This is a genomic window from Enterobacter cloacae complex sp. P2B (assembly GCF_014895985.1).
GTDB lineage: Bacteria > Pseudomonadota > Gammaproteobacteria > Enterobacterales > Enterobacteriaceae > Enterobacter > Enterobacter bugandensis.
Window position 1 is genome coordinate 1 of the sequence record NZ_JADBQQ010000026.1, and the last position, 24,742, is coordinate 24,742.

General features: G+C 56.7%; 23 protein-coding genes. 5 read left to right on the forward strand and 18 right to left on the reverse strand.

From position 1 onward, the window contains the following. Nucleotides 1-84: 84 nt before the first annotated feature. From hemG to pepQ, 4 genes are read right to left on the reverse strand one after another with little or no spacing between them, the layout of a single operon-like run. A complete protein-coding gene (hemG, locus tag IM313_RS21125; protein WP_028014767.1) occupies nucleotides 85-630 on the reverse strand; it encodes a menaquinone-dependent protoporphyrinogen IX dehydrogenase in 546 nt (181 codons plus the stop codon). A 10-nt stretch (nucleotides 631-640) separates the two neighbouring features. Continuing rightward, the gene (gene trkH, locus IM313_RS21130; protein ID WP_013099227.1) at nucleotides 641-2,092 is read right to left on the reverse strand and encodes a Trk system potassium transporter TrkH; all 1,452 of its coding nucleotides are present in this window, start codon (nucleotides 2,090-2,092) and stop codon (nucleotides 641-643) included. Between the two features lie 41 nt (nucleotides 2,093-2,133). Continuing rightward, on the reverse strand, nucleotides 2,134-2,748 hold the full coding sequence (locus IM313_RS21135; RefSeq protein ID WP_041911843.1) for an IMPACT family protein: 615 nt from the start codon (nucleotides 2,746-2,748) through the stop codon (nucleotides 2,134-2,136). Beyond that, entirely contained in the window at nucleotides 2,748-4,079 is a 1,332-nt protein-coding gene (gene pepQ, locus IM313_RS21140) for a Xaa-Pro dipeptidase (protein ID WP_028014769.1), read from the reverse strand. Before pepQ ends, IM313_RS21135 begins: the two co-directional genes overlap by 1 nt. A gap of 190 nt (nucleotides 4,080-4,269) precedes the next feature. On the opposite strand from pepQ, the gene fadB reads away from it, so the two are divergent. After that, nucleotides 4,270-6,459, forward strand: a complete 2,190-nt coding sequence (gene fadB / locus IM313_RS21145; RefSeq protein WP_045260977.1) for a fatty acid oxidation complex subunit alpha FadB — start codon at nucleotides 4,270-4,272, stop codon at nucleotides 6,457-6,459. Between the two features lie 9 nt (nucleotides 6,460-6,468). Continuing rightward, nucleotides 6,469-7,632 carry an acetyl-CoA C-acyltransferase FadA gene (gene fadA, locus IM313_RS21150; RefSeq protein ID WP_028014771.1) on the forward strand — a complete coding sequence of 388 codons (1,164 nt, stop codon included), beginning with the start codon at nucleotides 6,469-6,471 and terminating at the stop codon, nucleotides 7,630-7,632. 182 nt (nucleotides 7,633-7,814) lie between these two features. Here fadA and fre read toward each other — a convergent pair whose 3' ends face one another. Together fre and ubiD are read right to left on the reverse strand one after the other, a co-directional pair. Continuing rightward, a complete protein-coding gene (gene fre, locus IM313_RS21155; protein WP_028014772.1) occupies nucleotides 7,815-8,516 on the reverse strand; it encodes an NAD(P)H-flavin reductase in 702 nt (233 codons plus the stop codon). 42 nt (nucleotides 8,517-8,558) lie between these two features. After that, on the reverse strand, nucleotides 8,559-10,052 hold the full coding sequence (gene ubiD / locus IM313_RS21160; RefSeq protein ID WP_028014773.1) for a 4-hydroxy-3-polyprenylbenzoate decarboxylase: 1,494 nt from the start codon (nucleotides 10,050-10,052) through the stop codon (nucleotides 8,559-8,561). 170 nt (nucleotides 10,053-10,222) lie between these two features. Between ubiD and rfaH the strand changes: the two genes are divergently transcribed. Continuing rightward, nucleotides 10,223-10,714, forward strand: coding sequence for a transcription/translation regulatory transformer protein RfaH (gene rfaH, locus IM313_RS21165; protein ID WP_020882871.1), 492 nt, complete (start codon nucleotides 10,223-10,225; stop codon nucleotides 10,712-10,714). On the opposite strand, the gene tatD is transcribed toward rfaH, so the two are convergent. The 9 genes from tatD to udp all read right to left on the reverse strand — a co-directional run bounded on the left by tatD (nucleotide 10,711) and on the right by udp (nucleotide 18,621). Next, nucleotides 10,711-11,493, reverse strand: a complete 783-nt coding sequence (gene tatD / locus IM313_RS21170; RefSeq protein WP_192972107.1) for a 3'-5' ssDNA/RNA exonuclease TatD — start codon at nucleotides 11,491-11,493, stop codon at nucleotides 10,711-10,713. The genes rfaH and tatD overlap by 4 nt on opposite strands. A gap of 41 nt (nucleotides 11,494-11,534) precedes the next feature. Further along, entirely contained in the window at nucleotides 11,535-12,305 is a 771-nt protein-coding gene (gene tatC, locus IM313_RS21175) for a Sec-independent protein translocase subunit TatC (RefSeq protein WP_028014775.1), read from the reverse strand. Between the two features lie 2 nt (nucleotides 12,306-12,307). Beyond that, entirely contained in the window at nucleotides 12,308-12,850 is a 543-nt protein-coding gene (gene tatB, locus IM313_RS21180) for a Sec-independent protein translocase protein TatB (RefSeq protein WP_028014776.1), read from the reverse strand. A 3-nt stretch (nucleotides 12,851-12,853) separates the two neighbouring features. After that, nucleotides 12,854-13,108, reverse strand: a complete 255-nt coding sequence (tatA, locus tag IM313_RS21185; RefSeq protein ID WP_013099238.1) for a Sec-independent protein translocase subunit TatA — start codon at nucleotides 13,106-13,108, stop codon at nucleotides 12,854-12,856. A gap of 76 nt (nucleotides 13,109-13,184) precedes the next feature. Further along, entirely contained in the window at nucleotides 13,185-14,825 is a 1,641-nt protein-coding gene (ubiB, locus tag IM313_RS21190; protein WP_028014777.1) for a ubiquinone biosynthesis regulatory protein kinase UbiB, read from the reverse strand. Then, nucleotides 14,822-15,427, reverse strand: a complete 606-nt coding sequence (gene ubiJ / locus IM313_RS21195) for a ubiquinone biosynthesis protein UbiJ (protein WP_028014778.1) — start codon at nucleotides 15,425-15,427, stop codon at nucleotides 14,822-14,824. Before ubiJ ends, ubiB begins: the two co-directional genes overlap by 4 nt. A 13-nt stretch (nucleotides 15,428-15,440) precedes the next feature. Further along, nucleotides 15,441-16,196 (reverse strand): bifunctional demethylmenaquinone methyltransferase/2-methoxy-6-polyprenyl-1,4-benzoquinol methylase UbiE, encoded by a 756-nt coding sequence (gene ubiE, locus IM313_RS21200; protein ID WP_028014779.1) that lies wholly within the window; start codon nucleotides 16,194-16,196, stop codon nucleotides 15,441-15,443. 66 nt (nucleotides 16,197-16,262) lie between these two features. Next, nucleotides 16,263-17,720 carry a DNA recombination protein RmuC gene (gene rmuC, locus IM313_RS21205; RefSeq protein WP_048959730.1) on the reverse strand — a complete coding sequence of 486 codons (1,458 nt, stop codon included), beginning with the start codon at nucleotides 17,718-17,720 and terminating at the stop codon, nucleotides 16,263-16,265. A gap of 139 nt (nucleotides 17,721-17,859) precedes the next feature. Next, nucleotides 17,860-18,621: a uridine phosphorylase gene (udp, locus tag IM313_RS21210; RefSeq protein ID WP_003860792.1), complete on the reverse strand. Its 762-nt coding sequence runs from the start codon at nucleotides 18,619-18,621 to the stop codon at nucleotides 17,860-17,862. A gap of 255 nt (nucleotides 18,622-18,876) precedes the next feature. Between udp and IM313_RS21215 the strand changes: the two genes are divergently transcribed. After that, complete coding sequence (locus tag IM313_RS21215) at nucleotides 18,877-19,683, forward strand: dienelactone hydrolase family protein (RefSeq protein WP_028014781.1); 807 nt, start codon at nucleotides 18,877-18,879, stop codon at nucleotides 19,681-19,683. Between the two features lie 45 nt (nucleotides 19,684-19,728). On the opposite strand, the gene metE is transcribed toward IM313_RS21215, so the two are convergent. Continuing rightward, complete coding sequence (gene metE / locus IM313_RS21220) at nucleotides 19,729-21,990, reverse strand: 5-methyltetrahydropteroyltriglutamate--homocysteine S-methyltransferase (protein WP_192972108.1); 2,262 nt, start codon at nucleotides 21,988-21,990, stop codon at nucleotides 19,729-19,731. A 115-nt stretch (nucleotides 21,991-22,105) separates the two neighbouring features. Between metE and metR the strand changes: the two genes are divergently transcribed. Beyond that, nucleotides 22,106-23,059 carry an HTH-type transcriptional regulator MetR gene (gene metR, locus IM313_RS21225; protein ID WP_028014783.1) on the forward strand — a complete coding sequence of 318 codons (954 nt, stop codon included), beginning with the start codon at nucleotides 22,106-22,108 and terminating at the stop codon, nucleotides 23,057-23,059. Here the strand turns inward: metR and IM313_RS21230 are convergent. After that, complete coding sequence (locus IM313_RS21230) at nucleotides 22,947-23,846, reverse strand: carboxylate/amino acid/amine transporter (protein WP_032644934.1); 900 nt, start codon at nucleotides 23,844-23,846, stop codon at nucleotides 22,947-22,949. The two genes, metR and IM313_RS21230, sit on opposite strands and share 113 nt — an antisense overlap. 82 nt (nucleotides 23,847-23,928) lie before the next feature. Beyond that, a complete protein-coding gene (gene yigL, locus IM313_RS21235; RefSeq protein ID WP_028014784.1) occupies nucleotides 23,929-24,729 on the reverse strand; it encodes a sugar/pyridoxal phosphate phosphatase YigL in 801 nt (266 codons plus the stop codon). Nucleotides 24,730-24,742 lie beyond the last annotated feature (13 nt).

A 24,742-nucleotide genomic window follows, 5' to 3' on the forward strand; every position in this document is an offset into this window, starting at 1 on the left:
GAGGCGCATTATAGGGAGTTATTCTGAAGTGACAAGCACAAAATACAAAAAACTTTTCGTTCGCTCACTTTTCAAACTTAACGCTTATTTAAGTCGCGAATCGCCCGCTAAATGGGCAATTTCCCGCGCAAAACTGGCCACCTGCGACCAGTCGGTATAAACCACTTCTTTACGCGTATCGGTTTCGCCACCCGTCATCTTCATTATCAGGCGGATCATGAAGCGGTCATACCAGCGGTAGCGAGGATAGCGCAGCGCACCGGCAAAGACGGCGCACAGGTCTGGCTGCCACGGCGAGCCGAGCAAAAATTTGCGCGTGTAGCTGTTGGTCTGCGGCGTACGCTTCTCAGCTTTACGGGCAACCAGATTGACCGAGTAAAACGCGCCCGGCAATGTGTTGAGTACCGCCGTATGCTTTTTCACAAAGCGATCCAGCGCCGGATGGAAGTGTCCGTAACGAATGGAGGCGCCAATCACCACGCGATCGTACTCCTGCCAGGCAATCTCCTCTGCGCGATTCAGGTTCACCACATCCGAGTAAATGCCCAGCTCTTTTAATTCCGACGCCAGATACGCGGCAATCTCACGCGTTTGTCCGTCTCGCGTAGAGAAAAGAATCAGTGTTTTCATCAACGGCTCCTTATTCGCGCCAGAATGTTGGGGTAAACAGCACCAGCAGCGTAAAGACCTCAAGACGACCAAACAGCATATTGGCAATAAGGATCCATTTCGCAACCGGGTTCATGCTGGCAAAGTTATCCGCCACAACCCCCAGGCCAGGCCCGAGGTTGTTTAGTGTTGCGACGACGGACGCAAAAGCGGAGAAATCATCCACTCCCGTCGCGATGATCGCCAGCATGCTGACGATAAAGACCAGCGCATACGCCGAGAAGAACCCCCACACCGCTTCGAGGATACGTTCCGGCAGCGCGCGGTTCCCCAGCTTAATGCTGTAGACCGCATTCGGGTGGACCAGGCGCTTCAGCTCACGGTTCCCCTGCTTGAACAGCAGCAGAATACGAATCACCTTCAGACCACCGCCCGTCGACCCGGCGCAGCCGCCGATAAACGCGGAGCACAGCAGCAGTACCGGCAGGAACAGCGGCCAGCGCGCGATGCTGTCCGTGGTAAACCCGGCGGTCGTCGCCATCGACACCACCTGGAAAAACGCCTGATTGAGCGTGGTCAGCGCCGAGTTGTAAACATCATGGAACCACAGCACCAGGGTGCAGATGACGACCAGGGTAAGCTGGACGCCAATGAACATGCGGAACTCAGGATCGCGCCAGTACACCTTCAGGCTACGTCCGCTCAGTAAAGAGAAGTGCAGGCCGTAGTTACAGCCGGAGATCAGCAGGAAAATCGCAATGATGGTGTTAATCGTTGGGCTGTCGAAGTACCCCACGCTGGCATCGTGAGTGGAGAACCCGCCAATGGCAATCGTCGCGAAGCTGTGCCCGATAGCATCAAACGCAGGCATCCCGGCAAACCACAGCGCCAGCGCGCAGGCTACCGTCAGCAGAACATAAATCAGCCACAGGGTTTTCGCCGTCTCGGCAATACGCGGGCGCATCTTATTATCTTTCAGCGGCCCCGGCATTTCAGCCCTGTACAGCTGCATCCCCCCGACGCCCAGAATCGGCAGGATGGCCACCGCCAGGACGATGATCCCCATCCCCCCGAACCACTGCAGCATCTGACGATAAAAGAGAATAGCGTGGGGTAACGAATCCAGCCCCACCAGCGTCGTCGCACCGGTGGTCGTTAAACCAGAAAACGATTCAAAAAAGGCATCCGTGATGCTGAGGTTAGGCTGCTCAGAGAAGATAAAGGGCAGCGAACCGACGCTTCCCAGCACCGTCCAGAACAGGACCACAATCAGAAAGCCTTCGCGAGATTTCAGCTCACCTTTCTGACGACGGTTCGGCCACCACAGCAGCGAGCCGATCGCCAGCGCGACAAAGAAGGTCTGGGTAAAAGCCCGCCCCGCGCCGTCCCGGTAGATAAGCGCCACCAGTCCAGGGAGAATCATCGTCCCCGAAAAGAGTATGACCAGCAATCCAACGATTCGGGTTATGGCACGAAAATGCATCTCTGCCGCTTCCTTTGGTATTCAAAAAAGTGAGGTGGGGATTATTCTTCAATCGGCAGCAATTGCAACGAACCACGACTAAAATCAGCCAGTTTTGCTGAAAAAGCAGCCAGTTCTGCCTGAGGAAGCGCCACGCGTAATTGCACCATTGCCTGGTAATCACTGTGCGCAATCACGCCGTTAAATTGTTTGAGCAGTGTTTCAATGCCCGATAGCTGAGCGTAATCGCACAATAAAGTATATTCGGTGAGCGGCGTTTTGCGGGTGGTCGTCAGGATATTCAGTGCCTGCTGCACTCCACCGCCATACGCTTTAACCAGCCCGCCCGTGCCCAACAGGATGCCGCCGTAGTAGCGCACCACCACGGCGGTAATTTCACCCACGCCGCTACCCATCAGCTGGGAGAGCATGGGTTTACCGGCTGTGCCCGCCGGTTCACCGTCGTCTGAAAAACCGAGCTGTTGCGAATCGTCCGGCGGCCCTGCCACCCACGCCACGCAGTGGTGACGTGCGTCAGGGTGCTCCGCGCGAACGGACTCGACAAACGCTTTCGCCGCCTCTACGCCGTCGGTGTGCGCCAGCAGCGTAATAAAGCGGCTTTTCTTGATTTCCTCAACAAAGGTGACCGGTTCAGCCGGTATCAGCCAGCTTTCCATCAGGCCAGCTTCAGGTCTCGCGTCATATTCTCGATACCGTTCTCGTGAACCACCACGTTATCTTCGATACGAATGCCGCCAAACGGTTTCAGCGCGTCGATTTTTTCCCAGTTGAAGTGCTTGCTGAACTGCCCTTCACGCCACGGCGCCAGCAGGGATTCAATAAAGTAGATCCCCGGCTCGATGGTCAATACCATGCGCGGCTCAAGAATACGGGTGCAGCGCAGGTAAGGATATTTAGACGGTGCCGCCAGGTGCGTGCCGGTATCATCCTGCATGAAGCCCGCAACGTCGTGAACCTGCAGGCCCAGCGGGTGGCCGATACCGTGCGGCATAAATGGCCCGGTCAGGTCGTTTTCGACCATCGCCTCTTCGCTCATGTCTTTCACAATCTGATGCTTACGCAGCAGTTTGGCAATGCGCTGATGGAACTGGATGTGGTAATCCACGTAGCTGGTTCCGGCCTTCATGGTGCCAATCAACGCCAGCTGTTCGTCGTTTACGTCCTTAATAAGCTGCGCAAAATCGGTATCCGCATTCGCCGCCCAGGTGCGGGTCAGATCGGCCGCATAGCCGTTGTACTCTGCGCCTGCGTCCAGCAGGAAGCTGCGCATCTCAGACGGAACCTGATGATCCAGTTTGGTGTAGTGGAGAACAGACGCATGCTCATTCAGCGCGACGATGTTGCTGTACGGTACGTCGGTGTCACGATGACCGGTTGCGGTCAGGTAGGCCAGGTTGATATCGAACTCGCTCATGCCTGACTGGAACGCTTCGTGCGCGGCGCGGTGACCATTCACCGCCGTTTTTTGCGCTTCACGCATGCAGTAGAGTTCATAGTCGGTTTTATACGCGCGGTAATAGTGCAGGTAATCCAGCACGCCTTTCGGATTGAGTTTGTCAGCCGGAATATCCAGACCGAGCGCACGTTCAGGTACAGGGCCAATGTAGCCGATGTTGCCGCGCGCCGCTGGCAGCTGGCTGCCAATGCCGTCCGCTTTTGGCAGGGCGATCACCTCAATTTCTTCGGTCCAGAAAGAGGTCGGCAGCGGTTCGACGTTGTGCCAGTAATCAACCGGCAGGTAGAACCACAGTTTCGGCTTGTTCACGCCGTCCACCAGCAGCCAGCAATTCGGAACCTGTGTCACCGGCACCCAGGCTTTAAACTGCGGGTTAACCTTAAACGGATAGGCGTGGTCATCAAGAAAAGTATTCATCAGCTCGCCGGAGTGGATCAGAAGAGCATCCAGCTTGAAGCGGGCCAGTACATCGCGGGTACGTTCCTGTAGGGTAACGATATGATTTTTATAAAGCGAAGCCAGTGAGTCCATCATTCTTCCTTTCGTTTTTTTGACCTCAAGTCATCGCATCTTAGCACACCTCACTCCGGCTGCGTGATTTCCACCGACCGTGATCAACGCAGCAATTTCTTAATGAGTAATTTGCATTTTATTAACATAAATTCCACACTCCGTCTCATCTGGTATGACCAGATCCACTTGCTGGATTCAGGAGACTGACATGCTTTACAAAGGCGACACCCTGTACCTCAACTGGCTGGAAGATGGCATTGCCGAACTGGTGTTCGATGCCCCCGGCTCAGTGAATAAGCTTGATACCGCGACGGTGGCCAGTCTTGGCCAGGCGCTGGAAGTACTTGAAAAGCAATCTGAATTAAAAGGGCTGCTGCTGCGTTCTAACAAAGCGGCCTTTATTGTCGGTGCCGATATCACCGAATTCCTCTCGCTGTTCCAGGTTCCGGAAGAACAGCTGAGCCAGTGGCTGCACTTTGCCAACAGCGTCTTTAATCGTCTGGAAGATCTGCCTGTTCCAACGATCTCTGCCGTGAACGGCTACGCGCTGGGCGGCGGCTGCGAGTGCGTGCTGGCGACCGACTACCGTCTGGCGACGCCGGACCTGCGTATCGGCCTGCCGGAAACCAAGCTGGGCATCATGCCGGGCTTTGGCGGTTCCGTGCGTATGCCGCGCATGCTGGGCGCCGACAGCGCCCTGGAAATCATTGCCGCCGGTAAAGACGTGGGTGCAGAACAAGCGCAGAAAATCGGTCTGGTCGACGGCGTCGTGAAACCAGAGAAGCTGGTTGAAGGTGCACTCGCCATTCTGCGTCAGGCGATTAACGGCGACCTCGACTGGAAGGCCAAACGTCAGCCGAAGCTGGAGCCGTTAAAGCTCAGCAAGATTGAAGCCACCATGAGCTTCACCATCGCCAAAGGCATGGTGATGCAGACGGCGGGTAAACACTACCCGGCGCCAATCACGGCGGTGAAAACCATTGAAGCGGCAGCCCGCTTTGGCCGCGACGAAGCCCTGAAGCTGGAAAACCAGAGCTTTGTTCCACTGGCGCACACCAATGAAGCCCGCGCGCTGGTTGGTATCTTCCTCAACGATCAGTTCGTGAAGGGCAAAGCCAAACAGCTGACCAAAAACGTTGAGACGCCAAAACACGCGGCGGTACTCGGCGCCGGTATTATGGGCGGCGGCATCGCTTACCAGTCGGCCTGGAAAGGCGTGCCGGTAGTGATGAAAGACATCAACGAGAAATCTCTGACGCTGGGCATGACCGAAGCCGCCAAGCTGCTGAATAAACAGCTTGAGCGCGGAAAAATTGACGGGCTGAAGCTCGCAGGCGTGATCTCAACCATCCAGCCTGTGCTGGAATACAGCGGTTTCGACCGTGTGGACGTGGTGGTTGAAGCGGTCGTTGAGAACCCGAAAGTCAAAAAAGCGGTGCTGGCGGAAACGGAAGACAAGGTTCGCCCGGACGCCGTCCTGGCCTCAAACACCTCCACCATCCCCATCAGCGAACTGGCGAGCGTGCTGAAGCGTCCGGAAAACTTCTGCGGAATGCACTTCTTCAACCCGGTACACCGTATGCCACTGGTCGAAGTGATCCGTGGAGAAAAAACCTCTGACGAAACCATCGCTAAAGTCGTGGCGTGGGCAAGCAAGATGGGTAAAACGCCGATCGTCGTTAATGATTGCCCAGGTTTCTTTGTGAACCGCGTGCTGTTCCCGTACTTCGCCGGCTTCAGCCAGCTGCTGCGCGACGGCGCGGACTTCCGCAAAATCGACAAAGTAATGGAAAAACAGTTCGGCTGGCCGATGGGCCCGGCGTATCTGCTGGACGTCGTCGGCATTGATACCGCCCACCACGCTCAGGCCGTCATGGCGGCAGGCTTCCCGCAGCGCATGCAGAAAGATTATCGCGATGCCATTGACGCCCTCTTTGACGCCAACCGCTTCGGACAGAAAAACGGCCTGGGCTTCTGGCGTTATAAAGAAGACAGCAAAGGCAAACCGAAGAAAGAAGAAGATGCGGCGGTGGATGGTCTGCTGGCCGACGTATGCCAGCCGAAACGCGACTTCACCGACGACGAAATTATTGCCCGCATGATGATTCCGATGATCAACGAAGTGGTCCGTTGCCTGGAAGAAGGCATTATTGCCAGCCCGGCAGAAGCGGATATGGCGTTGGTATATGGCCTGGGCTTCCCTCCGTTCCACGGCGGCGCGTTCCGCTGGCTGGATACGCTCGGCAGCGCCCGCTATCTCGATATGGCGCAGCAGTATCAGCACCTCGGCCCGCTTTATGAAGTGCCGGAAGGGCTGCGTAACAAAGCGCGCCATAACGAACCCTACTATCCAGCAGTTGAACCAGCCCGTCCGGTTGGCGCGCTGAAAACGGCTTAAGGAGTCACAATGGAAAAGGTTGTCATTGTTGATGCGATTCGCACCCCGATGGGCCGTTCAAAAGGCGGTGCGTTCCGTAACGTGCGAGCGGAAGATCTCTCCGCGCACCTGATGCGTAGCCTGCTGGCGCGTAACCCGGCGCTGGACCCAGCAGCGCTCGACGATATCTACTGGGGCTGCGTGCAGCAAACGCTGGAGCAGGGCTTCAACATCGCCCGCAACGCGTCGCTGCTGGCGGAGATCCCGCATTCGGTTCCGGCGGTCACCGTCAACCGCCTGTGCGGTTCGTCGATGCAGGCCCTGCACGACGCGGCGCGCATGATCATGACCGGCGATGCGCAGGCCTGTCTGGTCGGCGGCGTTGAACACATGGGCCACGTGCCGATGAGCCACGGGGTCGATTTCCATCCGGGCATGAGCCGCAACGTGGCGAAAGCCGCAGGCATGATGGGCCTGACCGCCGAGATGCTCTCCCGCCTGCACGGCATCAGTCGTGAAATGCAGGATGCTTTTGCCGCGCGCTCTCACGCGCGCGCCTGGGCCGCCACGCAGTCCGGTGCCTTCAAGAATGAGATCATCCCCACCGGCGGCCACGATGCAGACGGCGTACTGAAGCAGTTCAGCTACGACGAAGTCATTCGTCCGGAAACGACGGTCGAAGCGCTTTCTTCCCTGCGTCCGGCATTTGATCCGGTCACCGGTACGGTAACGGCAGGGACGTCGTCGGCGCTGTCCGACGGTGCCGCCGCGATGCTGGTGATGAGCGAAAGCCGCGCCCGCGAATTGGGCCTGACGCCACGCGCTCGCGTGCGTTCGATGGCGGTGGTGGGCTGCGATCCTTCAATCATGGGTTACGGCCCGGTTCCGGCCTCGAAGCTGGCGCTGAAAAAAGCGGGCTTAACTGCCAGCGATATCGATCTGTTCGAGATGAACGAAGCGTTTGCCGCGCAGATCCTGCCGTGCATTAAAGATCTGGGGCTGATGGAGCAGATCGACGAGAAGATTAACCTCAACGGCGGCGCGATCGCCCTCGGTCACCCGCTGGGCTGTTCCGGGGCGCGTATCAGCACGACGCTGATTAACCTGATGGAACGCAAAGATGCCCAGTTTGGTCTGGCAACGATGTGTATCGGCCTGGGTCAGGGTATCGCGACGGTGTTTGAGAGAGTGTAAGTAAGGAAAAGTATCTCAAAGCCAATGACGTCAGAACAAGGCGGCAAGCGAGCGAATCCCGATGAGCTTACATTAGTAAGTGATTCGGGTGACCGAGCGCAGCCAACGCAGTTATGGCGTCATTGGCGAAGAGAGACAGTTTAGTTGCCGTTCTTCCCGCCTGTCAGGGGCGGGCTTTTTATTTAGATAAACGCAAACGCATCGCCAAACAGGCGATCTTCACGCGCATCGCGTTCGTTACAGAACAGGTCGCGGGCAATTTTCGCCATCTCGAAACGGCCTGCAATGTAGATATCATGTCCTGCCAGCGTGCCGTGATCCTGCAGTACCGCCGTCAGCACCGTCCCGCTACGTCCACGCCAGCCCTCTTCCGGCTGCTCGACCACTGGCTCAATGCGCAGGTTAGGATGGTTAACGCTCAGCGCTTCCAGTTCAGACAGGTCGTACAGGTGCTTCTCTTCACGGCCGCCCCAGTAGATGGTGATGTCACGGTCTGGATTACGCGCCAGCGCGGTCAACAGAATAGAGCGCACATAGGAGAAGCCCGTACCGCCCGCGATCAGAATCAGCGGACGGTCTTCGTCATCACGCAACCACGCGTCGCCGTGAGGAATGTCGACCACAATCTCACGCTCTTTCAGGATGCGGTCCATCACGGCCATCGCGTACAGGTTAAGCTCAGACGCACCAATATGCAGCTCAATAAATTCCTGCTCTGCTGGCGTAGAGGCCATAGAGAAAGGACGCTTATCACGCTCATCCATCACCACCATCAGGTACTGGCCGGCACGGAATGAGAATGCCGCTTCAGGAACCAAACGGACGCGATATACGGTGTCGGTAATAGCATCTACCGACGTCACTTTACAGCTTAAGGTTGTCATTCGCTCTCTCTGTCGGGAAGTCTATAGGGCTTAACGGTCAGCTCAGGGTTTACCGTTATTCATTATGGCCAGTTCGTCCCAGATCGCGTCAATTCGCGCGGTCACAGCAGGATCTTTTTTGATCGGGCGACCCCATTCACGGTCGGTTTCGCCAGGCCATTTATTTGTGGCATCCAGTCCCATCTTTGAGCCAAGACCGGAAACCGGCGAGGCAAAATCCAGATAATCTATCGGCGTATTTTCGACTAACACCGTATCACGCGCAGGATCCATTCGCGTGGTTATCGCCCAGATAACATCGTTCCAGTCACGGGCGTTAACGTCATCATCGCAGACAATAACAAATTTGGTATACATAAACTGGCGCAGGAAAGACCATACGCCCATCATCACGCGTTTAGCATGTCCGGGATACTGCTTCTTCATCGTGACCACCGCCATGCGATACGAGCATCCTTCAGGCGGCAGATAAAAATCAACGATTTCCGGGAACTGCTTTTGCAGGATCGGCACAAATACTTCGTTCAGCGCCACGCCGAGCACCGCCGGTTCATCCGGTGGGCGGCCAGTATAGGTGGAGTGATAAATCGCATCTTCACGCTGAGTAACATGCGTGACGGTAAACACCGGGAAGTTATCCACTTCGTTGTAATAGCCGGTGTGGTCGCCGTATGGGCCTTCTGGCGCCATTTCACCCTGCTCAATGTAACCTTCCAGCACAATTTCGGCGCTGGCCGGCACTTCGAGATCGTTGGAGATACACTTCACGACCTCGGTTTTAGTCCCGCGCAGCAGGCCAGCAAACGCATATTCAGAGAGCGTATCCGGTACGGGCGTGACCGCCCCCAGAATGGTGGCCGGATCGGCACCTAACGCGACAGACACCGGGAACCGTTCACCCGGATGTGCAGCACACCACTCCTGGAAATCCAGCGCGCCGCCGCGGTGCGACAGCCAGCGCATGATGAGCTTATTCTTGCCAATCAGCTGCTGGCGATAAATACCGAGGTTTTGCCGCTCTTTATGCGGTCCGCGCGTCACGGTGAGGCCCCAGGTGATCAGCGGCGCAGCATCTTCAGGCCAGCACTGCATGATAGGGATTTTGGTGAGATCCACCGCATCGCCTTCCAGCACTTTCTGCTGACACGGCGCGCCGCGCAGGCGTTTGGTGGGCATGTTCAGCACCTGCTTAAACTGCGGCAGCTTATCGAACAGATCGCGGAAACCTTTCGGTGGCTCAGGCTCTTTCAGAAATGCCAGCAGTTTCCCCACTTCACGCAGCGCGGTAACGTCTTCCTGCCCCATTCCCAGCGCGACACGACGCGGGGTGCCAAACAGGTTGCACAGCACCGGCATTGAGTAACCTTTTGGATTTTCAAACAGTAATGCAGGGCCACCGGCACGCAGGGTGCGGTCAGCAATTTCTGTCATTTCCAGATAAGGATCAACAGGAAGTGTAATGCGTTTCAGTTCACCCTGCTTTTCCAGCAGCGTCAGGAAGTCGCGGAGATCGTGGTATTTCATGCAGTTAGTCATGGCCTCTCTGTAAGCGCTTCATTATACGGCGTAAGCCTGCTTGATGCTGTAATTTTGTTAAATTAGCGTGAACTTATCCGCTGTGTTCGAATTTCCCCCATTATAATCAACTTAGCGATCCCTCCAGGGTTTTGATATGCTTGCGCCCCGAACTAAGGGAAAGAGTGATTATGCAGGCCTGGTATTTACTGTATTGCAAACGCGGGCAACTTCAGCGCGCGCAGGAACATCTTGAACGTCAGTCTGTAAATTGTCTGACACCCGTGATCACGCTTGAAAAAATGCAGCGCGGGAAGCGCACAACCGTTAGTGAGCCTTTATTCCCGAACTATCTGTTCGTGGAGTTCGACCCCGAGGTGATCCACACCACTACCATCAGCGCAACGCGCGGCGTCAGCCACTTCGTTCGTTTTGGTGCCCACCCGGCAACCGTTCCGTCGACCGTCATTCATCAGCTGTCTGTTTATCAACAGCCTGAAGGGATCACCGACCCGGAAACCCCTTACGCGGGCGATAGCGTCGTCATTACCGAAGGCGCATTCGAAGGCCTGCAGGCGATTTTCGCCGAGCCGGACGGTGAAGCGCGCTCCATGCTGTTGCTCAATCTGCTGAACAAGCAGGTGCTGCAGAGCGTGAAAAACACCGACTTCCGCAAAGTTTAAACGTTTATCCCGAACAGGCGACGCACGTTGTCATCCGTCTGCGCGGAAAGCCAGTGCGGATCCTCTCCGCGCCAGTGCGCTACGCGCTCAACAATGTGCCCCAGCAAGGCGGGCTCGTTTCGCCGCGATGCCGGTTTGGGCTTCATATCTCGCGGCAGCAGGTATGGCGCATCGGTTTCAAGTAGCAAACGGTCTGCCGGGATTATCGGCAGCAGCTCGCGAAGCTCAAGCCCGCGGCGCTCATCACACACCCAACCGGTGATCCCCAGATACAAACCGCGGTTCAGGCAATCCAGCGCTTCCTGGCGAGACCCGGTGAAGCAGTGGAGCACTGCGCCGGGCAGTTTATCCAGCCACGGGTCCAGCAGTGCGAGAAAACGTTCATGCGCATCGCGACAGTGCATAAAGACGGGCATTTCAAGCTCTGCCGCCAGCGCAAGCTGGGCAGTGAACGCCTTTTCCTGTTCTTCAGGCGTGGAGAAGTTGCGGTTAAAATCGAGCCCGCACTCGCCAATAGCCACCACCTCTGCCGTTTTTGCCAGCGTGCGCAGGATTTCTGCGCTCTCCGCCGTCCACTGGCTGCTGTCATGAGGGTGGACGCCGGCGGTTGACCAGCAGTGTTGATAGCGTTGCGCCAGCAGCAGTGCCTGCTCGCTCTCATGCAGGTTGGTCCCGGACAGGAGCAGCCCTTTTACGCCAGCCTCAAAAGCACGCGCAACCACCTCGTCACGATCTTTCGCAAACTGCGAGCTGGTCAGGTTGAGTCCGATATCAAACATGCGATTCCCCATAGAACAACCGCCCTGACGGGCGGCTGGTTTTACTCTTCAGTGGTCTTTTCGGACGCATCGTCTTCATCGTCCGACCGGCGTCCTTTTCCCACGTAGAAACGCGAGAAGAATACGCCAACCTCAAACAGGCAGTACATCGGTATTGCCAGCAACGTTTGTGAGAAGACGTCCGGCGGCGTCAGCAGCATGCCGACTACGAAGGCGCCCACCAGAATATAGGGACGCTTCTTACGCAGGTCATCAGGGGTGGTTACCCCAACCCAGCAGAGCAGCACAATGGCCACCGGCACTTCAAACGCCACACCGAACGCCATAAACAGCGCCATCACAAAGCTGAGGTAGCTGGCGATATCCGTCGATACCTGAACCCCTTCCGGCGCGGTATGCGTCAGGAAGCCAAAGGCTAGCGGGAAGACAACGAAGTAGGCAAACGCCATGCCGATATAGAACAGCAGCGAACTGGAGACCAGCAGCGGGATCACCAGTTTACGTTCGTGCCTGTACAGTGCTGGCGCCACAAATGCCCATACCTGATAAAGGATGACGGGTGCAGACGCAATCAACGACACCCAGAAGGTGAGCTTAATCGGGGTGAAAAACGGTGATGCAACGTCTGTTGCAATCATCGTTGCCCCCAGCGGCATCTGCTTGATCAGCGGCGCAGAAACCACCTGATAAATATCGTTGGCGAAATAGACCAGGCACAGGAATATGAGGAATACCGCAATAATGCAGTTTAACAGGCGCTTACGCAGCTCAATCAGGTGCGTAATAAGCGGTTGAGTATCATCTACTGCCATAGTTACGCTTTATCACTCGACGAGGGGGATGATTCGGAAACGGGCGCGGCGGGTTTCGCTTCAGCCGCTTTTACCACCGGCTCTTCCGGCTGCGCCTGTTTTTTCAGTTCAGTTTCCTGCGGTGTTTGTTCAGGCGCTGCGGCCTGGTGCTCCGCACTCGCTGGCGTCACGCCCTCACGCTGCGCTTCGCTGTCCTTCACCACCGGGTTATGAATAGTGTTCGCTTCATCGCTCGCTTTTTCAGGATCGTTAACGCTGTAAGAGCGCTTCATGGATTCCGCCGCTTCGCGCAGCTCATCCATTGAGGCTTTCAGTTCCGGCGTCAGGTTATCCATGCTCGCCTTCTCAACCTTTTTCAGGCTTTCCTGAAACTCCTGCAGCTTAAGTTCCTGCGCCAGCTCGTTCTGAACGGTCGAAGCCAGCGATCTTAGCGCTCGAACCCAGCCCACGACGGTTTTCACCGCTACCGGCAGACGCTGCGGCCCCAGCACGATCAGACCAATCACAAAGACCAGCAGCAGCTCACTAAAACCAATGTCGAACACGACTTACACCTGCTCTTTATCGTGGCGTTTAGCGTCTTCCTTTTTGGCATCTTCTTGCTTATCGGAGATGGATTTAGCAGTAAAGTCAGCGTCCTGGCTGGTTTTATCCTGCTTGCTCTCATCATCGCTCATCGCTTTCTTGAAGCCTTTGATAGACGCGCCCAGATCGGAACCAATAGAACCGAGCTTTTTGGTGCCAAACAGCAGCACAACGATGACGGCAATAATGACTAATTGCCAGATACTGATACCACCCATACATATTCCTCAGGGATAGATGATTAATTGGTCAGGTCGCATTATACGTATGCGACCTGTCGATGGCGATGCAAACTCAGCGCGTTTTTCTCCATCCTGCAAGCCAGACAACAACCCCGCCAGCCATCAGCCAGGCGGGCATCATCTGCCAGTCAGGACGGTTGATCAGCAGCAACGTACCGCTCAACAGCAGCGTTGCGCCAATGCCAAAGAGGTAGCGTGACTGTCCCTGGCGCACACGGCTGGACTGAAGCTCGCGGGCGATTTTATCCATGCTGTGCTGAAGATTCTTGCTCTGACGCAAACTGTCGTAAACCAGTTCAGGAATTTCAGGCATTTTTTCGATCCAGAACGGGCCTTTCTCTTTCAGCGAACGCACCAGCGCTGGAAGGCCAACCTGATCCTTAATCCAGGATTCCAGGAAAGGTTTAGCCGTCTTCCACAAGTCTAACTGAGGATAGAGTTGTCGACCTACACCCTCAACGTAAAGTAATGTTTTCTGAAGTAAAACTAACTGTGGCTGAACTTCCATATTAAAGCGGCGGGCCGTATTGAACAGGTTTAACAGCACGTGTCCAAAAGAAATCTCTGCCAGCGGTTTTTCAAAAATCGGTTCGCAAACGGTACGGATAGCAAACTCGAACTCTTCGACGTTGGTGTCTGGCGGAACCCAGCCGGAATCCACATGCAGCTCGGCCACCTTACGGTAGTCGCGGTTGAAGAAGGCGATGAAGTTCTCAGCCAGATAACGTTTATCTTCTTTATTCAGCGAGCCCACAATTCCACAGTCGATACCGATGTATTTCGGATCCTCAGGATGCTCATAGCTCACGAAGATATTACCCGGATGCATGTCCGCATGGAAAAAACTGTCGCGGAATACCTGGGTAAAGAAGACCTGCACGCCACGTTCGGCCAGCAGCTTCATGTTCGTTCCCTGCTTCTCCAGGGCCACCACATCCGAAACCGGAATACCGTAGATGCGCTCCATGACCATCATGTTCTGGCTGCAATAGTCAGAATAGACTTCAGGCACGTAGAGCATCGGGCTGTTTTCAAAATTGCGGCGCAGCTGAATGGCGTTTGCCGATTCACGCAGCAGATTAAGCTCATCAATCAGCGTTTTTTCATATTCCCGCACCACTTCCATCGGGCGCAGTCGACGGCCGTCCGGCAGCAGACGCGGAACCCAGCGCGCCAGACGATAAATTAGCTTCATGTCGGCTTTGATAATCGGCAGGATATCCGGGCGGATCACCTTGATCACCACTTCTTTGCCGTTCTCTTTCAGACGCGCAGTGTGCACCTGAGCGATAGAAGCCGACGCCAGCGGTTCTATTTCGAAATCGTCAAACCAGGTTTCAACGGGAAGGTTACCCATCGCCTCCTCGATCTGTTTCTTCGCTCTCACCCCGTCAAACGGGGCGACACGGTCCTGCAGCATCGCCAGTTCATCGGCAATGTGCGGCGGGAAGAGATCGCGGCGAGTTGAGAGCATCTGTCCGAACTTAATCCATACCGGGCCGAGCTCCTGCAGCGCCAGACGCAGGCGTTCACCCAGCGGCTGACCTTTATGGCGATTTGGCATCCAGAACAGCGTCCGCCGCCAGATCCTGAGCGGCAGCGTGATACGCATTTTGGGGATGAGCTCGTCGAGCCCGTAACTCAAAAAGGTGTGGATGATAAAATAGAGGCGCCGAATTTCACCAGGCGTCATTTGCCCTCCAGTTTTTCCAGCCGTTTGCTTAGGGCATCAACCGCACGTTCAACCGCGGCCGTCTCTTCTGCGAACCACGCAACTTCCAGCGGCCCAGGCGCCATGCGCCACTCTTCGGTCAGCACTTCTGCGGCATAACGCTGTTGGCGTTGCAGATTTTTGCGCAGGAACGCCGTGCCGCCATGAATAACTTTCCCGATCCCTTCAGCGGCGATGTCGCCAATAAAAGGCGCCAGCAGCTCTGCCGGGTCAAACTCAGCCAGATCGCTGAGCGCAACGAAGTTCTGCACGACCTGGATGTCGCCTTCCACTTCCAGCTCACCGCTGCGGATAAGCGCCGTTAATTGCTGGCGATCGCGCAGTTTTGGCAGCACGCTCATATGGGTAATGACCGAGCAATCAGCTTCACCTTCCCACTCACCCAGAACGTCAAGCTGACGTTCGCTGAAAACCAGCACGAGCGGCGTCGAGAACTCTTTTAACACAATGCGCAGTACCTTCCCGTTTAGCCGCTGACGTGCGGCTTTCAACGCCGGAGCGCGATACAGGAAGGCATTCAGCACATTCTCGATGCCTGCGGTGACTAAGGGTTTAAAGGGCACGGGACACCTCCACTCAGAATTTGTAACCGCGATGCAGCGCGACGACACCCGCCGTCATGTTGAAGTACTCAACGTTCTCAAATTCCGCATCCTGCATCATGGCTTTTAAGGTGTCCTGATCCGGATGCATGCGAATTGATTCCGCCAGATAGCGATAGCTTTCCGCGTCGTTTGCCACCAGTTCGCCAATACGCGGCAGCACGTGGAAGGAATAGGCGTCGTAGGCTTTGCTCAGCGGGTCGATAATCGGTTTAGAGAACTCGAGCACCAGCAGGCGTCCACCCGGCTTCAGCACGCGGTACATGGAGCGCAGCGCTTTTTCTTTATCAGTGACGTTACGCAGACCGAAGGAAATCGTGATGCAGTCAAAAGTATTGTCCGGGAACGGCAGCGCTTCGGCGTTGGCCTGCACGTATTCCACATTACCCACCACGCCGATGTTACGTAGTTTTTCGCGTCCCATTTTAAGCATGGAGTCATTAATATCAGCCAGTACAACGCGACCGGTTTCGCCCACCAGACGGGAGAATTTCGCCGTCAGATCGCCCGTACCGCCAGCCAGATCGAGAACCGTTTGTCCACGACGCACACCGCTGCAGTCGATGGTGAAGCGCTTCCACAAGCGATGAATGCCGAACGACATCAAGTCATTCATCACATCGTACTTCGCCGCCACGGAATGAAATACGTGGGCCACCATGTCAGCTTTCTGCGCTTTGGCTACAGTCTGAAAGCCAAAGTGCGTCGTGTCTTGTGAATCGTCAACCATCTCAGAGCCTGCTAATCAGTCAAATGTTCGTGAAGTGTAACAGATTGGGCGCAATTGCCCTACGATTCAACCACCGCGAAAGAAACGCGCTGGCTGCTCGTCTGGCGATAAATCCGCCGCTAAATCGTTGTCCTGGTTGGGGGTATTTTGTTCATCCCCGCCCTCACGCAGTCGGAACTCTTCGTCCTGGGCTGTCGCCTGTTCGACCAATTCCGGATTAATCTCGCGTTTAACCTCCACTCCCAGGCTGCGGAATGCTTCAGCCTGCGCAAGCAGGTTGCCACGCCCGGAGGAGAGCTTTTTCATCGCCTGGCGGTAGTTATCCTGCGCACGATCCAGGCTTTGCCCGACGGAGGACATATCGTCCACGAAGAGGCGCATTTTGTCGTACAGCTTGCTGGCGCGGTCGGCAATCTGCTGCGCGTTACGGCTCTGGTGCTCATAGCGCCACAGGTTCGCAATGGTGCGTAAGGCCACCAGCAGCGTGGTGGGGCTGACCAGCATAATGTTATTTTTCAGCGCTTCGGTGATCAGCTCGGGCTGTCTGTCGAGCGCCAGCAAAAACGCGGGTTCGACCGGGATAAACATCAGCACGTAGTCCAGCGAGCGCAGCCCCGGCAGCTGCTGATAATCTTTTCTGCCCAGCAGGCGAATATGGTTACGCACGGAGGCAATGTGCTCCTGCAGCGCCGATTCGCGCGTATAGTCATCTTCAGCGTTGAAGTAGCGCTCATAGGCCACCAGCGTCATTTTGGCGTCAATGACCACATCTTTGCCCTGCGGCAGACGCACAATCACATCCGGCTGCATTCGCGAGCGGGCATCGTTTTCGATACTCACCTGCGTTTCGTATTCATACCCTTCCCGCAGGCCAGAGGCCTCCAGCACGCGGGTGAGCACCACTTCCCCCCAGTTACCCTGGGTTTTGTTATCGCCTTTCAGCGCCCGCGTCAGGTTGACCGCCTCCTGCGCCATCTGGGCATTCAGCTGTTGAAGATTGCGGATCTCATGCGCCAGCGTGTGGCGTTCGCGGGCTTCCTGACCAAAGCTGTCCTGTACCTGACGGCGAAAGCCGTCCAGCTGTTCGCGCAGCGGCGTCAGCAGGCTGTTCAGGCTCTGGCGATTTTGCTCATCAACGCGGCGGTTGCTGTGCTCGAAAATGCGGTTGGCGAGGTTCTCGAACTGCTCGCTGAGGCGCTGCTCGCTGTTGATCATCTGGCGGATTTTGTCTTCGGCATGCAGCTGGGTAGATTCAAGGCGGGTAGTCACTTCGCGGAGATCGGCCTCCAGCGAGGTGTTGATGTCGCGCAGGTTACGCAGTTCGTTATTGAGCAGTTCACACTCGTCGCGCCAGTGGTCGCTTAGGGCAAGCTGCTGTTTTGCGGCGCTTAAATCGGCGACGATCTCTTCGCGTTCAGCCAACTGCTCGGCCTTCTGCTGTGCATGCTGATAGCTGGATATCAGCCAGCCTATCGCCACGCCAGCCAGCGCAATTACCGCATAAATAAGGATTGAGATATCCACAATGCCCCCTGCATCAACGTATTACCCGCACAAAATAAGATTGTGCTGTATAAACGTCCAGTTTGAAAGGGTTTTCCTGCGAGGCGCTACGCAAAAAATAAAGGCCGAACGCGTCGGCCTTTTATCTCAGAGAGGAGGACTAGATCAGGCGGCGAGCCGCTTCAACCACGATTTTTACCGCGTGACTTTCTGTCTGCTTCATGGTTTCGGCGTTCGGGATCTCCTGCTGGGTGCGGTTGACGATAACGCCCGCCACCATACCGGCACGCAGACCCTGGCTTGCGCACATGGTCAGCAGCGTTGCGGATTCCATCTCGTAGTTCATCACGCCCATGGATTGCCACTCTTCCATTGAGCCTTTGAAGCGGCTCACTACGCGGCCTGAGAAGGTGTCGTAACGCTCCTGGCCCGGATAGAAGGTATCAGAAGAGGCAGTTACGCCCACGTGAGTGGTTGCGCCCACGGATTTCGCCGCTTCAACCAGCGCGGTGGTGCACTCGAAGTCAGCCACTGCCGGGAATTCCATCGGTGCAAAGTGCAGGCTTGCGCCGTCCAGACGCACGGATGCGGTCGTCACCAGCACGTCGCCGACGTTAATGTGCGGCTGAATCGCGCCGGTGGTGCCGATACGCAGGAAAGTACGAATGCCCAGCTGCGCCAGCTCTTCCACGGCGATAGAGGTAGACGGGCCACCGATACCGGTAGAGCACACAATCACCGCTTTGCCATCCAGCTCTGCGCGCCAGGTGGTGAATTCACGATGGGCAGCCAGCTTGACCGGCTTATCCATCAGCGCGGCGATCTTTTCCACACGCTCTGGGTCGCCAGGGACGATAGCGAGCGTAGCCCCTTGTAAATCATTTTTAGTGAGGCCGAGATGAAAAACATCAGACTTAGACATAGGTGACTCCTCTGTGGGTCGGTTAGTCAGAAGAAGTAAAACGGTACTTTACAGAAGCGGTAAGCATAATTTCGTGACACATCTCACCATGAATGAAAATGATTGCATTGAATTTCCATCAAAAGGTGACTCACATCACATTAACAAGTTATATCGTCGGGTGCTGCACAAAAGATAGACCGTTTAAGGCACTGTGAGTTGTTAACCTGGTGTCTATATTTACCTTTGCGCTAACTCATTGGTACGGAGAATGCCATGACTGAAAAAACCGGATTTGCACCTGCTGCGGCTCCGCATGCTTCAACCATCGTCTCAACGTCTGAAGACGCCATCACGGCAGGTGAGACCTCTATTCCCTCGCAGGGAGAGAACATGCCTGCTTATCACGCACGACCAAAATCGGCGGACGGCCCGCTGCCCATCGTGATTGTGGTTCAGGAAATTTTCGGTGTTCACGAACATATTCGCGACCTCTGCCGCCGCCTGGCGCTTGAAGGCTATCTGGCCGTTGCGCCAGAGCTCTACTTCCGTCAGGGCGATCCGAATGACTACAGTGATATCCCGACGCTGTTCAGCAACCTGGTCAGCAAAGTGCCGGACGCGCAGGTGCTGGCAGACCTCGACCACGTCGCCAGCTGGGCGGCGCGCAACGGCGGCGACCCGCACCGCTTAATGGTCACCGGTTTCTGCTGGGGTGGACGCATTAGCTGGCTGTATGCCGCGCATAACCCGCAGCTGAAAGCCGCCGTTGCCTGGTACGGCAAACTGGTGGGCGAAAAGACGCTGAACTCACCGAAGCATCCGGTTGATATCGCTACCGATCTCAATGCCCCGGTGTTAGGGCTGTATGGCGGCCAGGATACCGGCATTCCGCTTGATACCGTCGAGACGATGCGCCACGCGCTGCGGGCGGCGAACGCGAAGGCCGAAATCGTGGTGTATCCCGATGCCGGACACGCGTTTAATGCCGATTATCGTCCGAGCTATCACGCGGAATCCGCTAAAGATGGCTGGCAGAGAATGCTGGCATGGTTTAGCCAGTACGGCGGGAAGAAAGCATAAAAAAAAGCCCGGGGGGCGGCTGCGCCTTACCGGGCCTGCGCGTCATCAAGCCTGACGTAAGTTCTGCGCCGCCTTCACCATGTTGGCGAGCGCCGCACGCGTCTCCGGCCAGCCGCGGGTTTTCAGGCCGCAGTCCGGGTTTACCCACAGGCGTTCCGCCGGGATGCGCTGAGCGGCTTTTCTCAGCAGCGCCTCAATCCACTCCACGCTCGGCACGTTCGGGGAGTGAATGTCATACACGCCCGGCCCAATTTCGTTCGGGTAGTCGAACTCTTCAAACGACTCCAGCAGCTCCATGTCTGAACGCGAGGTCTCGATGGTGATCACGTCTGCATCCAGCGCGGCAATCGAATCCATGATGTCGTTAAATTCGCAGTAACACATATGGGTGTGGATCTGGGTGTCGTCCTTCGCCACTGCGGCGTTGATGCGGAATGCTTCCACGCCCCACTGCAGGTAAGCATCCCAGTCGCTGCGGCGCAGCGGCAAACCTTCGCGCAGCGCCGGTTCGTCAATCTGGATGATGCCAATCCCCGCCGCCTCCAGATCCGCCACTTCATCACGCAGCGCCAGCGCGATCTGTTTGGCGATGGTTTCACGGGTCACGTCTTCGCGCGGGAACGACCAACAGAGAATGGTCACCGGGCCGGTCAGCATGCCTTTTACCGGCTTGTCGGTCAGGGACTGGGCGTACTTCGCCCACTCCACCGTGATCGGTTCCGGGCGGCTGACGTCGCCAATGACCACCGGCGGCTTCACGCAGCGGGAGCCGTAGCTCTGCACCCAGCCATTCTGGGTAAAGACGAAGCCGTCCAGGTGCTCACCGAAATATTCCACCATGTCGTTACGCTCGGCTTCACCGTGCACCAGCACGTCCAGCCCGAGGCGTTCCTGCTCGATAATCGCCTGCTTAATGTGTTCCGCAATGCCGGTGCGGTAATGATTCGCGTCCAGATTGCCCTTTTTGAAGTCCAGACGCAGGCCGCGGATCTCGGTAGTTTGCGGGAATGAACCGATGGTCGTGGTCGGCCACGCGGGAAGATTGAAGCGGGCGCGCTGGGCTTCGGCACGTACCTCGTACGGGCTCTGACGCTGGCTGTCCCGGGCGGTGATGGCCGCCAGACGTTTTTCCACCGCCGGGTTGTGCACGCGAGCCGAGTGACGACGCGCCTGAATCGGTGCGCTCCAGTCGGTAATCGCCGCCGTATCGCCGCTGTTGAGCGCGTCGCGCAGCAGTGCCAGCTCTTCACATTTTTGCAGGGCGAAGGCAAACCAGCTCTTCACTTCAGGGTCGAGACGGGTCTCCACGCTCAGATCGATCGGACTGTGCAGCAGCGAGCAGGATGAAGCCACCCACAGCTCGCGTTTACCGACGATGTCTTTAATTTGGGCGTATTTCTCGCTCAGATCGGCGCGCCAGACGTTACGGCCGTTGACCAGACCGGCGGAGAGCAACCACTCCTCAGGCAGGCGCTCGTGCAGCTCTGCGACATCGTCCTTACCGTGAACCAGGTCAACGTGCAGGCCCTGAACCGGCAGCGCGGTGATAGTGTCGAGGTTTGGCGTCACGCCCTCGAAATAGGTGGTCAGCAGCAGCTTCACCTGGCCGGTGAGCGCGTCATACGCCGGTTTGAAGGCATCGAGCCACTCCTGCGGCAGCTCCAGCACCAGCGCGGGTTCGTCGATTTGCACCCACTGAATGCCGCGCTTGCCCAGCTCAATCAGCACCTGCTTATATACCGGCAGAATATCGTTCAGCAGGCTGAGGCGGTCAAATTGTTCGCCCTTCACTTTACCCAGCCACAGGTAGGTTACCGGCCCCAGCAATACGGGCTTCACCTGGTGGCCCAGCGCCAGCGCTTCATCCACTTCGTCCAGAAGCTGCGTCCAGGTCAGCGTAAACTGCTGACCTTTGACGAACTCCGGCACCATATAGTGATAGTTGGTGTTAAACCACTTGGTCATTTCCGCCGCTGCCGCTGGCTCACCCGTTGGCGCGCGGCCACGGCCGATGCGGAACAGGGTGTCGATATCCACCGATCCATCTTTGTTCTGATGGCGAGCCGGCACGTTGCCCAGCAGCAGGCTGGTCGTCAGAACATGGTCGTACCAGGCGAAATCGCCCACCGGCAGCAGGTCAATACCCGCCTGTTTTTGCTGATCCCAGTGACGGGCGCGCAGCTCCCGCCCCACCGCCAGCAGTTCTTCACGGGAGGCGTTGCCCGCCCAGTAGCTTTCTTGCGCTTTTTTCAGCTCGCGACGCAGGCCAACGCGAGGAAAACCGAGAGTGTGAGTGCGGATTGTCATGGTATGCCCCTTGTGAAATTTGTTATTTAGACGTCCAGATGTTTACACATCTATAATTGGCAGGTACTGTATATTCCTCAAGCGCAAAATGTTCATGGCGGAGTGAAGGACTTTCATGATCGAGATTAAACACCTGAAAACGCTACAAGCGTTGCGGAACTGCGGTTCGCTCGCGGCGGCGGCGGCCACGCTGCACCAGACCCAGTCCGCCCTTTCTCACCAGTTCAGCGATCTGGAACAACGCCTCGGATTTCGTCTTTTTGTGCGTAAGAGCCAGCCTTTGCGCTTTACGCCGCAGGGTGAAATTCTTCTTCAACTGGCGAATCAGGTACTGCCGCAGATCGCCAGCGCGCTGCAGGCGTGTAACGAGCCGCAGCAGACCAAACTGCGGATCGCCATTGAGTGCCACAGCTGTATTCAGTGGCTGACCCCCGCGCTTGAGAACTTTCGCCAGAAGTGGCCGCAGGTGGAGATGGACTTTAAATCCGGCGTGACGTTCGACCCGCAGCCCTCGCTCCAGCAGGGCGAGCTGGATCTGGTGATGACGTCCGACATCCTGCCGCGCAGCGGCCTGCACTATTCGCCGATGTTCGATTTTGAGGTGCGTCTGGTGCTGGCGCCGGACCATCCGCTGGCGGCCAAAACGCGCATTACGCCGGAAGATCTGGCGACAGAAACGCTGCTGATTTACCCGGTTCAGCGCAGCCGCCTGGATATCTGGCGTCATTTCCTGCAGCCGGCAGGCATCAGCCCGCAACTGAAAAGCGTGGATAACACCCTGCTGCTGATCCAGATGGTGGCGGCCAGCATGGGTATCGCGGCGCTGCCACACTGGGTGGTGGAGAGCTTTGAACGCCAGGGTCTGGTGGTCACCAAAACCCTGGGGGAAGGACTGTGGAGCCGGTTGTACGCCGCCGTGCGCGATGGCGAGCAGCGTCAGCCGGTTACGGAGGCGTTTATTCGCTCAGCGCGGAACCACGCGTGCGACCATCTTCCGTTTGTGCGGAGCGCGGAGCGACCCAGCGGCGATGGACCCACAGTGAAGCCAGGATCACCGCCCCCCCAATAAGGAAGCTCGGCCAGTGCGGCTGTTCCTGCCAGATGGCAAGGTTCACCAGCAGCCCCGCCGGGACGTGCACGTTGTTCATGATCCCCAGCGTACCGGCGTCTACCTGCGTAGCGCCGTAGTTCCACATAAAGTACCCCAGCCCCGACGCCACCACGCCCAGCCAGACCAGAACGCTCCACTGCACGGTGGTGGTCGGCAGCTTTTGCGGGTTGCCGAGCATAAACCACGCCGCCACCGCGACGATCGCCGCGCCCATATAGAACCACGCAAACGCGTTGTGCTGCGGCATCGGGCGGGTTTCCATCAGGCGCTTATAGCCCACCATACCAATGGCAAAGCTGATGTTGGCAAGCTGGACGAACATCAGCCCTGTCCAGAAGTGATCGCTCACTTTGTCGTAGCGAATGATCGCCGCGCCAATAACCGCCAGCGCGGCGCTTAGCAGATATCCCCAGCGCAGGCGGCGCCTGCTGAGCAGATCGTAAATCAGCGTGATATAGAGCGGCGTCAGCACGGTAAAAAGCAGGAATTCGGAGACGGACAGGTAGACGTAAGCCCGGAAGCTGAACAGATACATGATGCCAAGCTGCATCGCCCCCACCAGCATGTACAGCAGAATGGTTTTCAGCGATTGCCCGCGCGTGCGCAGGAACGGCAGAAACACCAACGCCGCCAGCCCCACGCGCATCAGCACCGAGAAGTAACTGTCGACCGAACCGGCAAGGTATTCGCCAATCAGGCTAAAGGAGAAGGCCCACAGGATAGTGGTGATAATGAGTAGCGCCACAATGCTTGTCTCTCAGAAAGAAGGACAGGCATTGTAGCGAACTCTTTAGTTGACAACTGAACAATAAACAACCAAATGAAGATTATTCAAGGAACAGTTTGCGCAGGTATTTCGGTACCGCGTTGTCTGCGTTGGTGCCGATGACTTCCAGCTCCGGATGTAGATCCTTCAGGCGCTGGTGCGCGTTTTCCATGATGCAGCCTTTGCCCGCCATAGAGAGCATCTCGGCGTCGTTCATGCCGTCGCCAAAGGCGATACAGTCTTTAAGCGCGAAGCCCAGACGCTTCGCAACCGCTTCGAGCGCGTGACCTTTAGAAACGCCGCCCGCCATCACTTCCAGACAGGTCAGGGTGGAGAAGCTCACGTTGACGCGATCGCCCCAGCGGGCGTTGATCGCCTGCTCAAGCGGCAGCAGCTCTTCGTGGCTGTCGCAGGTGAAGAACACCTTGCTGATCCCCTCTGGATCCAGCAGGCCCGGCTCATACAGGGAGTAGTTGAATACCGCTTCCTTGAAGAAACGCATTTCATCCGGGCGGTGGCGGTTCATGAACCATTCGTCGTCACGGTATACGTTGGTGACGATAGCCGGATTGTTATGCACCACGCCGAAGAGATCGGCAGCAATATCGCGATCCAGGTTATGGGTGAAGATCAGGTTGCCGTCGGTATCATGCACGCGCGCACCGTTGGAGGTGATCATGTACGACTTGATCTCCAGATTATCGCGGATCTGCCCCACGTCCACGTGGTGGCGGCCGGTAGCGAACACAAAGTTCACGCCACGGGCGGTCAGAAGCTTTAAGGTCTCTTTCGCATAAGGCGACAGGGTGTGGTCGGGGGAAAGCAGCGTGCCATCTAAATCAGATGCAACAACCTGGTACATAGGAAAATTTAAC